The organism is Aliidiomarina iranensis, assembly GCF_003987135.1.
Lineage (GTDB): Bacteria > Pseudomonadota > Gammaproteobacteria > Enterobacterales > Alteromonadaceae > Aliidiomarina > Aliidiomarina iranensis.
In genome coordinates this window covers 1-14,025 of the sequence record NZ_PIPJ01000011.1, presented here as the reverse complement: position 1 = coordinate 14,025, position 14,025 = coordinate 1, and the positions used below count along the sequence as shown (strand labels likewise).

At 47.0% G+C, this 14,025-nt stretch carries 14 protein-coding genes; 11 read left to right on the top strand and 3 right to left on the bottom strand.

Annotated elements, in window-relative coordinates:
- Positions 1–120 precede the first annotated feature (120 nt).
- Positions 121–1,074, bottom strand: a complete 954-nt coding sequence (locus tag CWE08_RS11110) for a tetratricopeptide repeat protein (protein ID WP_157981253.1) — start codon at positions 1,072–1,074, stop codon at positions 121–123.
- 124 nt (positions 1,075–1,198) lie between these two features.
- The gene (locus CWE08_RS11105; protein ID WP_126768271.1) at positions 1,199–2,116 is read right to left on the bottom strand and encodes a LysR family transcriptional regulator; all 918 of its coding nucleotides are present in this window, start codon (positions 2,114–2,116) and stop codon (positions 1,199–1,201) included.
- An 80-nt stretch (positions 2,117–2,196) separates the two neighbouring features.
- On the opposite strand from CWE08_RS11105, the gene CWE08_RS11100 reads away from it, so the two are divergent.
- From CWE08_RS11100 to CWE08_RS11075, 6 genes are all read left to right on the top strand, one after another.
- On the top strand, positions 2,197–3,426 hold the full coding sequence (locus tag CWE08_RS11100; protein WP_126768269.1) for an acyl-CoA dehydrogenase family protein: 1,230 nt from the start codon (positions 2,197–2,199) through the stop codon (positions 3,424–3,426).
- A complete protein-coding gene (locus CWE08_RS11095; protein WP_126768268.1) occupies positions 3,423–4,496 on the top strand; it encodes a phosphotransferase family protein in 1,074 nt (357 codons plus the stop codon). Before CWE08_RS11100 ends, CWE08_RS11095 begins: the two co-directional genes overlap by 4 nt.
- Position 4,497: 1 nt before the next feature.
- Positions 4,498–5,190: a histidine phosphatase family protein gene (locus CWE08_RS11090; RefSeq protein WP_126768266.1), complete on the top strand. Its 693-nt coding sequence runs from the start codon at positions 4,498–4,500 to the stop codon at positions 5,188–5,190.
- Positions 5,191–5,272: 82 nt separating this feature from the next.
- A complete protein-coding gene (locus CWE08_RS11085; protein WP_126768264.1) occupies positions 5,273–6,025 on the top strand; it encodes an SDR family oxidoreductase in 753 nt (250 codons plus the stop codon).
- 24 nt (positions 6,026–6,049) lie between these two features.
- Positions 6,050–6,853 (top strand): PhzF family phenazine biosynthesis protein, encoded by an 804-nt coding sequence (locus CWE08_RS11080; RefSeq protein ID WP_126768263.1) that lies wholly within the window; start codon positions 6,050–6,052, stop codon positions 6,851–6,853.
- A 78-nt stretch (positions 6,854–6,931) separates the two neighbouring features.
- Positions 6,932–7,867 carry an alpha/beta fold hydrolase gene (locus CWE08_RS11075; RefSeq protein WP_126768261.1) on the top strand — a complete coding sequence of 312 codons (936 nt, stop codon included), beginning with the start codon at positions 6,932–6,934 and terminating at the stop codon, positions 7,865–7,867.
- Between the two features lie 90 nt (positions 7,868–7,957).
- Here the strand turns inward: CWE08_RS11075 and CWE08_RS11070 are convergent, their stop codons facing one another.
- Positions 7,958–8,656, bottom strand: coding sequence for an OmpW/AlkL family protein (locus CWE08_RS11070; protein WP_126768259.1), 699 nt, complete (start codon positions 8,654–8,656; stop codon positions 7,958–7,960).
- A 140-nt stretch (positions 8,657–8,796) separates the two neighbouring features.
- Between CWE08_RS11070 and CWE08_RS11065 the strand changes: the two genes are divergently transcribed.
- From CWE08_RS11065 to glnS, 5 genes are all read left to right on the top strand, one after another.
- On the top strand, positions 8,797–9,198 hold the full coding sequence (locus CWE08_RS11065) for a hypothetical protein (protein ID WP_126768258.1): 402 nt from the start codon (positions 8,797–8,799) through the stop codon (positions 9,196–9,198).
- On the top strand, positions 9,188–9,937 hold the full coding sequence (locus CWE08_RS11060; protein ID WP_126768256.1) for a 5-oxoprolinase subunit PxpA: 750 nt from the start codon (positions 9,188–9,190) through the stop codon (positions 9,935–9,937). The genes CWE08_RS11065 and CWE08_RS11060 overlap by 11 nt, the downstream gene beginning before the upstream one ends.
- Complete coding sequence (locus CWE08_RS11055) at positions 9,934–10,755, top strand: 5-oxoprolinase subunit B family protein (RefSeq protein WP_126768254.1); 822 nt, start codon at positions 9,934–9,936, stop codon at positions 10,753–10,755. Before CWE08_RS11060 ends, CWE08_RS11055 begins: the two co-directional genes overlap by 4 nt.
- Entirely contained in the window at positions 10,752–11,678 is a 927-nt protein-coding gene (locus CWE08_RS11050) for a 5-oxoprolinase subunit C family protein (protein ID WP_126768253.1), read from the top strand. Before CWE08_RS11055 ends, CWE08_RS11050 begins: the two co-directional genes overlap by 4 nt.
- A gap of 117 nt (positions 11,679–11,795) precedes the next feature.
- Positions 11,796–13,463, top strand: a complete 1,668-nt coding sequence (gene glnS, locus CWE08_RS11045; RefSeq protein WP_126768251.1) for a glutamine--tRNA ligase — start codon at positions 11,796–11,798, stop codon at positions 13,461–13,463.
- The last annotated feature ends 562 nt before the right edge of the window (positions 13,464–14,025 follow it).

Here is a 14,025-nt window from a genome sequence, read left to right as displayed (position 1 = left end):
CTCGTGTAGCTGAGCTAAGTTTCCTTGCAAGGTACATACGCAAGGCGCACCCAATAAAAACGCTTCCTCAGGGAAGCGTTTTTTATTTCTACGCACGATACTCGCTTTGCTGATTAAAGGTTATTGCGTTGGATCTGAGAGCATATCTACAATGCTTCCGTGCCGATTGCTTGGCTGCACACTTACACAGCCCATTGCGAAGCTACAGGGCTGCGTTCTTATTCGTGACAAACTGCCACGATTAAAGGTTCGGTCCATCTCGAAGGTTATGTCAGATACCGCTGAATGTGTTCTACCGAAGGATAGTGGCGTAACTCGAATACGCTCTATGTTAGTGAACCGCTCTAAACGTTCCGCAACTTCGAGTGTTTCTTTATCAATTGTTGCATTTTCTTGTGCTTCTTGTTCGATTTGCGTAATTAACTGCCGCGATAATGCGCGAGCACCCTCGTGGCCTTCACGGCTTAGCCGCGCCAGTAAATTCGATGCGCCCGCTAAATCATATTCAACCCACTCCCCAAGAAGCTTCATACGAGCAAGCAGAAACATTGCGGGCGGTGAACCCCAACGAGCGGCCGCTTCTAATAATTCATTCGCCTCATGAATAGATTGTTCATCTTCGCTCGCAAACAAATATAATGATTTTTGATATTTAGCAGGGGGATAGTTTAGTTCAACTGCTTTATCGAGAAGCTCATTTGCTCTCACTATATCTTGTTCAACATATAAGCCTTCGCGATGCCATTTCGAAAGCGCTAATATGGCCATTGCGCCGCCGCGCTTCGCTGCCAACTGTATGAGCGTAACACCGTGTTCCACATCTTTATCAACACCATCGCCTGATATATACATTACCCCAAGAACAGCTTGAGCATCCTGATAACCATAACGCGCTAAGCGGTGGAGCATAGCAATGTGAGGCTCACAGGAGCCATCTTCACAAAGCTTTTCGGCTTTCACTTCGTTGTTATCACTTCCCCGCGTTTCGGATGCAGCTAAAGTTGCTGAAACAGGCATGCTAAGCAGGAATAATCCGGCAATGATTGGTGAAGCGATTTTGGCTTTCTTAAGCACACTGATGAATCCCATACTAGGCCTTATTTTGCTATTTAGTTAAATACTATACTGAGTAGCTTAGTCGGGTAGCGAAAAAAGTAAACAAATCGCAATCATAAAAAGTGTAACTAAATGTAACTATTTAAAACGAATCGCTCGCAATGCCATCGAACTCCGCTAATAACCAGCTCAGCGCGGGATCATGCTGATAGGCAGAATGCCAATAAAGTTGTAAGCGCGTAGCCGGAACATCGATCGGCATGGGCCAGTTGCGTAAATTATATTGCGTTACCAACTGTTTAGCGATGCGTTCGGGCAACGTGAGTAGGGCGCCCGTTTGGCTTACCAATTGCGCTGCAGTTTGATAACTTTGCACACGCGCAAGTATGTCGCGTTCTACGCCTAATTCTTTCAGTAAAAGATCTTCCAGCACAGAACCCCGTGCTCGGGTAGATACAGCAATGTGTTTGCTGGCAAGGTAGCGGGCTTGAGTAAGCTGATTCTTATCTTGCTCTCTACTAAGCACTGCAAAAGGCTCTTTTAGCAGAGGCCTCTGCATAACGGGTGCGCGAGCGGCGATGGCAACATCAACTACCACATCGGCTTTTCGATTTAATAAGTAATCACCAATCTGCGCATGAGGCACAGCCAAGCTCTCAAACTTAGCGTTCGGAGCCGCATGTTGAAATTGCCGATACAAGCGTGGATAAAGCTCGGCTTCAATGGCTTCAGGCATACCAATCCGAAATACGCGTTGGGTAGTGGCAGGGCTGAAGTTTACGCCTCGGCTTAGCAAGCCTTGCATCCGCGCTAATACCTCATTTAATTCCGGTGCCAGCTTTTCGCATAGCGCCGTAGGGCGTAAGTACCGGCCACTGCGAACAAACAGCTCATCGTCAAAAATATCGCGCAGGCGGCGCAAAGCATGGCTAATTGCCGATGGCGTAAGGGATAGTTCGGTAGCCGCTCTTGCCAGCTGCCGTTCCCGGTGAATGGCTACTAAAACCCGCAACAAATTTAAATCGATTTTACTGAGCTGATTAAAGTGAATTTGATTCATGTAATACCTTAAATAACTTTCACTTCATTCATGTTAAGAAAATTCGTAGGATGTAGCCACTTATTTTTAGGAGAATCGCCATGTTTGGATTATCAGAACGTTCGCAGCAGTATTTGAGCCGCGTGCAAGCCTTCATGAAAGAGCATGTTTATCCACTAGAAGCCGAAATATTGGCAGAAGTTACACAAACACACGGCCATGGTAATTGGCGCGAGTGGCAGGTGCCTGAACAAATCGAAGCGCTTAAGGCGAAAGCTCACGAGGCAGGATTATGGAACTTATTCTTACCGGATGCCGATCTAGCCGCGGGCCTTTCTACCAGTGAATACGCGCCGTTGGCAGAAGAAATGGGGCGCAGCATTATTGCCCCGGAAATTTTTAATTGTAATGCGCCAGATACCGGTAACATGGAAGTGTTGTATCACTTCGGAACAGAAGCTCAAAAAGATACTTGGCTAAAACCTTTGTTGCGCGGTGAAATTCGTTCCGTGTTCGGTATGACAGAGCCGCAGGTAGCTTCCTCTGATGCTACTAACATGGAAACTCGCATCGTTGCTGATGGTGATGAGGTAGTGATTACCGGCAGGAAGTGGTGGTCTACTGGGCTTGGGCATCCGAATGCGAAAGTAGCGATAGTTATGGGGTTAACCGATCCTGATGCGGATCGCCATCAACGCCACAGTATGGTTTTGGTGCCGCTCGATGCCCCAGGTGTTACCATTGAGCGCATGCTTAGCGTATTTGGCGATTACGATGCGCCGTATGGCCATGGTGAAGTGAGTTTCGATAATGTGCGGGTGCCCAAGAGTAATGTAATTGGTAAGCTAGGGGCAGGGTTTGCGATTGCGCAAGGGCGTTTAGGGCCAGGCCGGATACACCATTGTATGCGTGCACTAGGCGCAGCCGAGCGTTCGTTAGAGCTGATGATTACCCGTGGCATGAGCCGAGTAGCATTTGGCCAGCCGCTGCTGAAGCTTGGTGATAACGGCACACGGGTGGCGAAACACAGAATGGCAATCGACCAGGCCCGGCTTTATACCATGTATACTGCCAACGTAATTGATTCTGCTGGGGTTCGGGCAGCGGCGAGTGAAATCGCCGGTATTAAAGCGGTAGTGCCCACGGTGTTACAGAATGTGGTAGATGACGCCATGCAAATACACGGTGGCGGCGGCTTGAGCCATGATTATATACTCACTGGTTTCTACGCAATGGCGCGCGCGCTGCGCCTAGCCGATGGCCCCGATGAAGTGCATCAAGCCACGGTGTTGCGGCAAGAACTAAAAAAATATCGACAGGATAAATCATGAGTAAACCAACGGTTATCGATACAGGTGTTGCTGTACGAGAGCAAGAATCCTTTGATGTAGCTGCGGTAGATGCTTGGATTAAATCGAAGCGCCCAGAGATTGAAGGCGAACCGGAACTAACGCAGTTTCCCGGTGGTGCATCGAACTGGACCTACCGTTTAGCTTACAGCAATGCTGATTTAATATTACGCCGCCCGCCCGCGGGCACCAAGGCGAAATCAGCGCACAACATGCAACGGGAACATGATATTCAATTAATGTTGAAGAAACACTACCCGGTGGTGCCGAACATGTTGGGCTACTGCGAAGATACCAGTTTAATCGGTACTGATTTTTATGTGATGGAACGGGTTGAAGGTATTATTCCGCGCAAAAATATGCCGCGTGATTTGGCGTTGAGCGAGGCGCAGGTGCGAACATTATGCACCAATATGTTAGATCAGTTAATTGCCTTGCATAAAGTAAATTACATTGAGGCCGGGCTTGATTCTATCGGCAAAGGCGAGGGTTACATTGACCGCCAGGTTGCTGGTTGGAATCAGCGCTACAGCAAAGCAAAAACTTGGAACGTGCCCTCGGGTAAGAAAATTATGCGTTGGCTGGAAGCAAATAAGCCAAATCAGGAAGTGTTGTGTGTTACCCACAATGATTTTCGGTTCGATAATTTAGTGCTGAATCCGGATGATCCAACCGAAATTTTAGCGGTGTTAGATTGGGAATTAGCCACCATTGGCGATCCGCTCGTAGAGCTTGGCAACTTACTAGCCTACTGGGTTCAGGCGGATGATGATCGCGTAGCGAAAGCGACTCGCCGGCAACCCACACACTTAAAAGGAATGCTTAGCCGCGATGAAGTAGTGGCCTATTACTGTGAAAAAATGGGCTTGGGGAAAATCGATATCACCTTCTATCAGGTATTCGGCTTATTTCGCTTATCCGTGATTGCGCAACAAATTTATTATCGATATCACCATAAGCAAACGCAGAATCCGGCATTTAAGAATTTTTGGTTTGTTGTGCATTACCTCCATCGCCGTTGCCGTAAGCTAATGCGCGCACAGCGAGGTTAATATGGCTCTGGTAACCTTAATTCGCCATGGCCAAGCTTCATTTGGTGCCGCAGATTACGATCAACTGTCGCCCTTGGGTGTTGAGCAACTTACGCATTTAGGTGCGGTGCTGAATAGCCAGGAAGAACATTTTGATATTTTAGTGCGGGGTGGCCTGAAGCGGCATCAGCAAAGTGCGGAAGCCTTTTTGCAAGGCTATACTAGGCCGCTAGACGTTATTGAACAGCCGTTTTGGAACGAATTTGATCATCGGGCGGTGATGCAAGCATTGGCGAACGATGAACCAAAACTGCAAGAATTATTTAGCCCTGATGGTAAGCCCAATATCAGCGAAACAGAAGTGCTTGGGCTCTTTATGAAAGCCGTAACACGTTGGCAATCAGGCGCTTACGATACTGAATATCAAGAGCCATGGCAGCATTTTGTGGCAAGAGTGAAAGCGGCATGGCAAAGCTTGGCTGAGCTTTCTGAACACAAGCGTATCGCCGTGATCACCTCAGGTGGGCCAATTGCACTTACAACAATGGGCAGCTTGGGCATGCCTTCGGCGCAAATGATGGAAATTAACGCACGGTTGGTGAATTCAGGGTTAAGCCGGTTTTTGTACAAACCCGAGCAAGCGCCGCGGTTATTGAGTTTGAACGAACATCACCATGTTACCGGCCGTTATCAACACTTATTGAGCTATCGCTAAGCCACATTGCACACAAGCGGCGAGCGCCAAATAAAAACACAAAAGAATAGCAATACAGCAGAATAACTAGGAAAAATAATATATGCGTAAACGTATTTTAATTACTGGAGCAAGCTCTGGGCTTGGCGAAGAAATGGCGCGCCAATTTGCGGTCAAGGGCCATGATTTAGCCCTATGTGCACGGCGAGTAGAGCGCTTGGAAGCACTAAAAAACGAAATTGCGGAAAACTACCCGAATGTAAAAGTGAGCTTGAAAGCGCTTGATGTGAATGATCACGATGCCGTTTTTCGGGTGTTTAACGAATTTAAAGATGAGTTCGGTGGCCTTGATCGCGTGATTGTAAACGCCGGTATGGGCAAGGGTGGTTCACTCGGAACAGGATTATTTAAATATAATAAACTCACCGCAGAAACCAATTTTATTGCCGCACTCGCTCAGTGTGAAGCGGCGTTAGAAATCTTCCGTGCGCAAAACGCCGGCCATTTAGTAACCATCTCATCGATTAGTGCCTTACGTGGTATGCCTCGAGCTTTAGGCGCTTACGCCGCCAGCAAGGCAGCGTTAGTGAACTTAACGGAAGGTATTCGCGCCGATATGTTGCGCAGTGGCACGCCTATTGCTGTGAGCTGCATTATGCCGGGCTTTATTCGCTCTGAAATCAATGAGAAGGTAAAAAATACGCCCTTTATGTGCGATACTGTTCCTGGTGTTAAAGCTATGGTGCAAGCCATTGATAAAGAGAAAAAAATCGCTTATGTGCCAGGTTGGCCATGGCGCCCGTTGGCGTTTTTGATAAAGCGGCTACCATTGAAAATCGTGATGAAAATGGGATAAGCATACCCGTTACGTGAGGAAATTATGGATATAAAGCTCTACCAAGTTGATGCGTTTACTGATCATGTATTCGGCGGAAATCCGGCAGCGGTGTGCCCACTTGGCGGCTGGCCAGAAGATTCCTTACTGCAAAAAATAGCGGAAGAAAATAACTTATCAGAAACGGCATTTTTCGTGAGTGAAGGGGCTGAATTTCGATTGCGGTGGTTCACGCCAAAAGCGGAAGTAGATTTGTGTGGGCATGCAACGCTAGCCACAGCGCATGTGTTGTTTAAGCATTTAAATTACAACAAGCCTGAAATTGTATTTCGCACGAGAAGTGGTGAATTGCGCGTTCAGCAAAGCGAGCATGGCCTTAGCATGAATTTCCCCGCTTCCATGCCAGAGCCTGTGGTAAATGTGCCGCCTGCACTATTGAATGGGTTAGGTATAACGGCCGCGAATGTAGTAGCCGCCTATGATTATATTGTGGAGCTTGAATCGGAAGCTCTTGTTGCAAAATTAAAACCGGATTTTGCGGCGTTGGCGCAACTTGATGGCCGTGGTGTGATTATTACAGCACCCGGCGATACCCATGATTTCGTAAGCCGTTGCTTCTTTCCAAAGCTAAATGTGAATGAGGATCCAGTAACTGGTTCCGCCCATTGCGAATTAGCGCCTTTTTGGGCGAATAAGCTCAAGAAAAAAGTGCTCGTGGGCGCTCAGCTTTCCGAGCGAGGTGGTATTGTTCACTGTGAGGTGGTTACTGATGAGCAAAATAGCAGCCGAGTTGTTCTTACTGGGCAAGCCGCAGATTATCTGCAAGGCATGATTTCGCTAGGGAAGTGAGCCTTTCCCTGTAAAGAGTGCCTTCCCCTATAAAGTGAGCCTTAAAAAACGCCTAGTGAACTTCAAAAAGGAAAATGAATGAGAGTTTTAAAATGGTTTGGCATTGGCTTGGTGCTATTGTTATTGGCGGTATTAGCTTATGTATTTATTGCCCACCAAAAGAATTTTGTAGAATCGCAACGTTTAAACGTGGAAACTCGAGCGCAAGCGCCTGGCGATTTTGTTGAACTCACCGATGGCTACACTCATTACCAAATAGCCGGCCCGGAAAATGCGCCTGTGGTGGTACTTGTGCACGGTTTCAGTATTCCAATGGCGATCTGGGGCGGCACATACCGGGCCTTGGAAAGCGCCGGATACCGAGTTCTTCGTTATGATTTATTCGGCCGCGGTTACTCCGATCGGCCTCGCGTGCAATACACCGGTGCCGTGTTCGAGAAACAGCTCATAGAATTGCTCGATGCTTTAGATATTCAAGAGCCAGTGGTGTTGGCGGGGTTATCTATGGGAGGCGCGGTAGTGATGCGCACGGCCGCAAACCACCCGCAACGGGTTGCGGGCAATATTCTTATTGCGCCCTTGCACCAGCCGTTGCAGCCACCACCCATGCCTGAGCGAATCGGCTACTACATGCTATCTGGTTTCTACGTGCCAACCATACAACAAAGCATAGCCGCGCCATATTTATCTGAGGAAGATTCTGCAGCAATGCAAACGGCTTACGATGCCCAGTTAACCTTTCGTGGTTTCACACAAGCATTAACCTCGTCGTTTTACGCGTTTACAACCGAGAATCACCCCGCGTATTACCGAACAACAAAAGAACAGCGGCAACCAACGCTATTGATTTGGGGCACGCAAGATGCGGTAGTGCCCTATAGTTATTCCGAGGGCGTGCAAGCCGATGCCTACGTAGTTGATTTTCTTACCGTTGAAGGTGCCGGGCATACACCACATTTAGAGCAAGCAGAGCTCGTTAACCAGCGTATTCTCAAGTTTCTGAACGATTTATAGCAATGATTTAAATCTAAAAGCGCCGAACAAAATATTTGCTCGGCGCTTTTTCGTTAGTTACATGTTACTTACAAACAGTTAACTTCGGCTTTATATTTTCCAGCGAAATCCAAGCATGGCTACGAGCGGGTCGATATCTACATTTACGCTTTGCACAGTGTTGCCATTCACTTTTACATTGCCGGTAGTATCAATCGCTATTTTACTTACCATGAAGTGAATGCCCATTTTTTCATTGAGCTCGTAGTTAAAACCAGCTTGTAACGCGAGGCCCCATGATTCAGAAAGGCTCAAGCTCACATCATCGCTAGCCGTGGTAACATCTAAATCAATTAACGCACCTTCAAGGTCACCACTTACTTTTTCATCGAAAAATGTGGTGTAGTTCAAGCCAATGCCCACGAAAGGTTGAAACGTAGCATGCTGGGTAAAGTGGTATTGTGCCATTAAAGTAGGTGGTAAATGTTTGGTTTTACCAATATTGAGCCCATCAATAGCTGAACCTTTTACTTTTAAGTTGTGGCTAAATGGTGTGGCGGCAATAAGCTGTAAGCCAAAGTTATCATTGAATTTATAATCAAAAGTAAGGCCCAGCTGGGTATTATTATTCACGCCAACAGAGGTGGAGCCCGCTGGCAGGCCGGCAACATCCTCAATCACGTTTAAATTGCTGCTGCTCTCATCGGGCATCACGCTAATTGCGCCAACATTAATAGAAAAATCAGCCATGGCAGGAGTGGCTGCAAAGGCAGAAAGGGCGATAGCGATTAGCGATAATTTAGTTTTCATAATGTTTCTCCAGTTGGTAACTGGGTACATTATGACGCTTCACTAAATCTCATTATTGCGCGAGATCAATGTTGGTTATGGTTTGTTTCTGATTTCGTATCTGGCATTATCTGCCATAGGCTCAACAGCATGGATAAAACATGAACATACAACGAATAATTGCGTTAGTAACAGCGCCCATAGGTTTGCTGCTACTGCTTTCTGATCCACAAGATTTATTGCGTTTAATCGCAAGTACAGGCTTGAACTGGTATCAAGCCTTTAACCCAATTGCTTGGGGGATAATTTTAGGTACAATTGCGGGCTTAATGCGTATAGATGCAGTGCAAAAAGGCGCTGTATTCGGCACTTACGCCGCTACGGCGCTCACTACCTTCGGTTTGGTAGGCACCATTGCTATTTTCTTTGAGCATCGGCTTTGGTATTTGGGCTGGCCAACAATGTGGATCGCTGCCCTTGGCATCGGTATTTATACCTTCTTTTTGATGCAAGTGCGGTTTTCCGAGAAATATCAAAAAGGCAATGAGCGCGATGGCAAATAATCGAATTCTATTAAATTGCGATCTCGGTGAGGGGCTTGGGCCGTGGCAAATGGGTAACGATGCGGCCATCATGCCCTACATCGATTGTGCTAATGTAGCCTGCGGCTTCCATGCGGGCGACCCTGTAATCATGCAAAAAACCGTGGCGCTTGCCGTAAACCACAAGGTAAAAATCGGGGCGCACCCGGCCTATCCAGATTTACTCGGGTTTGGCCGCCGCTCAATGGCGTTAAGCGCACAAGAAGTAGAAGCTACTGTGTTATACCAAATGGCGGCCCTAGATGGTTTTTGCCGCGCGAAAAATACCGCAATTGCTTATGTGAAACCCCATGGAGCGCTTTATCACGATATGTTACGTAATGATGCTACCTTTATGGCTATTTTGCGTGCCATAAAAGCATTCGATGATAAGTTACCCTTAGTGATGTTAGCCCAAGAGAATGTGCAACACTGGCAAACGATGGCCGCGAACGAGGGGATCAACTTGTGGTTTGAGGCCTTTGCTGATCGCGCGTATACCGATACTGGCGCCCTCGTGCCTCGCAGCGAGCCTAAAGCAGTTATTCATGATGTGGCCGCAATGCATAAGCAGGCATTGCAGCTTGCGCAAACGGGAACCGTTACCAGCATCAATGGCAAAACAATCGCGATTCAGGTTGATACGCTATGCGTGCATGGTGATACGCCAGAGGCTTTAGATGCGGTTAAGCGTATTCGCAACGGCAAGGAATTTTCATGAGTAGTGATGCAAAATCAAATGCAAATAGCCTTGGCGCTGAAAAAATTGCGGGTGAGGTTGCAGAGAACTCAAAACGGCCGGAACCAACCTTCGTTCATGCTGGGGTAGATGCGGTTCTCATGCAGTTCGGCGAACAGCTCGATCCCTGTATGCCAGGGTTTTTAGCAAGCCTGCGCGCTCAGATTATTGCGGAATTAAACGATGTGGTTTACGAAGTTGTGCCCTCGTATGCCAGTTTACTTGTGTATTACGAGCCTCGAGCTATTGGCACCTACGATTTAGAGCAGGTGTTGAATACCATAGCGAGCGATACACCATGGTTGTGCAGCCCGTGGTCGGCCGATTCAGGTGCCCCAGGTAAATTGGTTGAGGTTCCTATTTACTACTACGAGCTTGATGATAACGTTGCGGAAAACGATATGGCGTTTGTTTGTGAGCAAACCGGCTTAGCGCGCAACGAAGTGATTGCGCGGCATAGTGGCCGAGATTACCAAGTTTATGCGCTCGGCTTTGCACCGGGTTTTGCATATCTAGGCGCATTAGATAAGGCCTTGCAACTTCCACGATTAGCCAACCCACGCAAAAATATTGGGGCTGGCAGTGTTGGTATTGCGGAAGCACAAACGGCCGTTTATCCGCAGGCATCGCCAGGTGGCTGGCACATCATAGGCTACAGCCCGTTTACTTGGTTTGAGCCGAAAAACCATGAGCTCACTCCGGTGCAAGTGGGGGATCGTATTCGTTTCAAGGCAATATCTAAGGCGGAATATGAACACGCGAAAGCCAAAAACCAAGCTCAATTAGGAGGCGCCGTATGACCGGTTTTCGCGTTTTAAAAGGCGGTATTCTCAGTTTGTTGCAAGATACCGGCAGGCTTCGCTATCAACATTTAGGTGTTACCCGAGGTGGCCCACTTGATGCTAAATCGGCAAGTTGGGCCAACCGGCTATTGGATAATGATCCCGATGCGGCGCTGATTGAAGTTACCGCCGGTGGTTTAGAGCTCGAATCACGAACACAGATAATGGTGGCGGTAACGGGCGGCGATCTAAACCTAACACTGAACGGTGAACCGCAGCCACCATGGCGGAGTTTTTGGGTGCGGCAAGGGGATCGCCTCAAGTTTGGTACGCCGCGTTATGGCTTTCGTGCGTACTTAGCGGTGAGTATGGGCTTTCAAACACAGCCTGTGTTGGCCAGCAGAGCAACTGTGCAACGAGATCAACTTGGCGGTTTAGATGGTAATGGTGGCGCTTTGAAGGCCGGCGATGAGCTGCCTTGTGGGCATTTGCCGGAAGAGCCAATTAGCCGCGAAATACCTATGCAATACTTGCCAGAAATTAGCCAAGACATCGTATTAAATCTTATACCGGGCTATCAGCAGCAAGATTTTAGCAAAGAAGCGTGGCAAACCCTTTGGCACAGCACCTATAGCCTAAGCCAAAACAGTAACCGTATGGGGGCGCGTTTGGAAGGGCCTGCTATTGTTACGCCGAATAAGAGTTTCCTTTCTGAAGGGGTAAGTTACGGTGCGGTGCAAGTGCCGGCAAACGGCCAACCGATTATCATGTTAGAGGATCGGCAAACCCTTGGTGGTTATCCAAAGCTTGGGAATATACTCCCGCTCGATGGTTTTCGCCTCGCGCAATGCATGCCCGGAGCCAAGATTCGCTTTAAACCTATGAGTTTGGCAGAGGGGCAGCAGCAAATGCGCCGATATCTTCGTTTTTTCGGCTTGTAAGCTGCGCATAATATTGCGATCATAACGGCCATTTTATAACGTGATGCTGGCAGTAAGGTTACCGCTGCAAAATAGCATCTAACGATTTAAGCATGATAGATTTTGGAGTATATCTGAATGGCCGAAAGCGCCTCTCGCTCAAACAATTTTATTCGTAAGATCATCGATCAGGATTTGGCATCGGGTAAACATAGTGCAGTACACACACGCTTTCCGCCTGAGCCAAACGGCTATTTACACATTGGCCATGCGAAATCGATTGTATTGAATTTTGGCATTGCTGATGATTATCAAGGCACCTGTAATCTGCGCTTTGATGATACCAACCCACTCAAAGAAAGCATGGAATATGTGAGCGCAATTAAAGCAGATGTGCGCTGGTTAGGTTATGAGTGGGAAGGGAAAGAGCGGTATTCATCAAATTACTTTGATGCTCTCCATGGTTTTGCTGTTGAGCTTATCGAAAAAGGCCTGGCCTATGTTGATTTCTCACCGCAAGAAATGATTCGTGAATTGCGTGGCACGCTGAAAGAGCCAGGTAAAAATAGCCCCTATCGCGATACTTCAGTGGCTGAGAATTTAGCTGAGTTTGCAAAAATGACAGCTGGCGAATACCCAGAAGGGCATTGCTCACTGCGTGCTAAAATCGATATGGCATCACCGTTCATGTGCATGCGTGATCCCATCATTTATCGCATACGCCATGTTCATCATCATCAAACCGGTGATAAGTGGTGTGTTTACCCAATGTACGATTTTACCCACTGTATTTCCGATGCCCTTGAAGGTATTACGCACTCTCTGTGCACGTTAGAGTTCCAAGATAACCGCCGCTTGTATGATTGGGTGCTGGATAACATTAGTATTCCGTGTCATCCGCAACAAATTGAATTTTCTCGGTTGAACCTTGAATACACTGTGATGAGTAAACGTAAGTTAAACTTATTGGTTACCGAAAATTACGTAAGTGGTTGGGATGATCCGCGCATGCCTACGATTGCGGGCTTACGGCGCCGCGGATATACGCCGGGCTCTATTCGTGAGTTCGCACATCGAATTGGTGTTACGAAAATGGATAACATGGTTGAGATGGGCATTTTAGAATCGTGCATTCGCGACGATCTCAACGAAAATGCTCCGCGTTCTCTTGCGGTGTTAGATCCAGTAAAAGTAGTTATCGAAAATTTCGCTGAAGATACAACTGAAACCTTGCAATCACCGAACCATCCGAACAATGAAGCCATGGGCACACGTGATGTACCATTTACTCGTGAGCTTTACATTGAACGCGAAGATTTCCGTGAAGAGGCGAACAAAAAATTTAAACGCTTGGTATTAGGCAAAGAAGTGCGTTTGCGCAATGCTTATGTGATTAAAGCGGAACGCGTAGAGAAAGATGCGAATGGTGAAATAACCACTATTTTCTGCAGTTACGACCCTGAAACACTTGGCGTAGATCCTGCCGATGGGCGCAAAGTAAAAGGGGTAATTCACTGGGTATCTGCTAAACATGGAATACCGGCCGAAATTCGTTTATACGATCGGTTGTTTAGTGTGCCGAACCCCGGAGCAGCAGAAACCATAGATGAAGCATTAAACCCAGAATCGTTGGTAGTAATGAATGGTTTTGTAGAGCCTTCATTGGCAAAAGCTGAAGCAGAGCAGGGCTTTCAATTTGAGCGTATGGGTTATTTTTGCCTAGATAGCAAAGATTCAACCACCCAAAAGCTTGTTTTTAATCGGACAGTTGGCTTACGCGATAGTTGGGCGAAAATTGCTGATTAAAAAATGAAGAAACTTATCCGCATTAACATAGCGTGATTTTAGCGTTAATTTAAACACTGAAAGATCTATCCTCTGCCATCGAGCTTACCTGTTCCCCAGTAAGCACAACGATGGCAGACGTTTTCTCTACCCACCCCCATTGTACGAATCAAACAATAGCACCCCCCGCTGAAATAGATAAAATCAAAAGTTCTGTAACATTTTGTTACAATTTATATAATAAATTGTTTGCTTATTGTTGTTTTTTATTTAAAGCTAAACCCGTGCGAATCATTATTGGCTGATATGGAGCGTACATAACCTCTAATTTTGAGGATATATTCTCTACAAGGACGCCTAAAAATGCGCACATTCAACGTTTTATTTCTACTAGCTAGCCTCTTTTTGCTTAGTGGTACTGCTAAAGCACAAGATATCCCAAACAATGTTTTTTTACCCCCCTTTGCAAGTGCTGAACAGAATGATGATGTTATGGGAATCAAATCCGCACGACGGTGTGTAGTTTGCATTATGCCGGTAGTTGCGGTGGTAGTGGCTTGCAGCTAAATGAGGGCAAGCGCAT

Coding starts and splice junctions, on each gene's coding strand:
- CWE08_RS11065 (WP_126768258.1), top strand. CDS start 8,797: ATGAACATACAACGAATAATTGCGTTAGTAACAGCGCCCATAGGTTTG.
- CWE08_RS11070 (WP_126768259.1), bottom strand. CDS start 8,656: ATGAAAACTAAATTATCGCTAATCGCTATCGCCCTTTCTGCCTTTGCA.
- CWE08_RS11050 (WP_126768253.1), top strand. CDS start 10,752: ATGACCGGTTTTCGCGTTTTAAAAGGCGGTATTCTCAGTTTGTTGCAA.
- CWE08_RS11060 (WP_126768256.1), top strand. CDS start 9,188: ATGGCAAATAATCGAATTCTATTAAATTGCGATCTCGGTGAGGGGCTT.
- CWE08_RS11100 (WP_126768269.1), top strand. CDS start 2,197: ATGTTTGGATTATCAGAACGTTCGCAGCAGTATTTGAGCCGCGTGCAA.
- CWE08_RS11105 (WP_126768271.1), bottom strand. CDS start 2,116: ATGAATCAAATTCACTTTAATCAGCTCAGTAAAATCGATTTAAATTTG.
- CWE08_RS11080 (WP_126768263.1), top strand. CDS start 6,050: ATGGATATAAAGCTCTACCAAGTTGATGCGTTTACTGATCATGTATTC.
- CWE08_RS11075 (WP_126768261.1), top strand. CDS start 6,932: ATGAGAGTTTTAAAATGGTTTGGCATTGGCTTGGTGCTATTGTTATTG.
- CWE08_RS11055 (WP_126768254.1), top strand. CDS start 9,934: ATGAGTAGTGATGCAAAATCAAATGCAAATAGCCTTGGCGCTGAAAAA.
- CWE08_RS11095 (WP_126768268.1), top strand. CDS start 3,423: ATGAGTAAACCAACGGTTATCGATACAGGTGTTGCTGTACGAGAGCAA.
- CWE08_RS11090 (WP_126768266.1), top strand. CDS start 4,498: ATGGCTCTGGTAACCTTAATTCGCCATGGCCAAGCTTCATTTGGTGCC.
- CWE08_RS11085 (WP_126768264.1), top strand. CDS start 5,273: ATGCGTAAACGTATTTTAATTACTGGAGCAAGCTCTGGGCTTGGCGAA.
- glnS (WP_126768251.1), top strand. CDS start 11,796: ATGGCCGAAAGCGCCTCTCGCTCAAACAATTTTATTCGTAAGATCATC.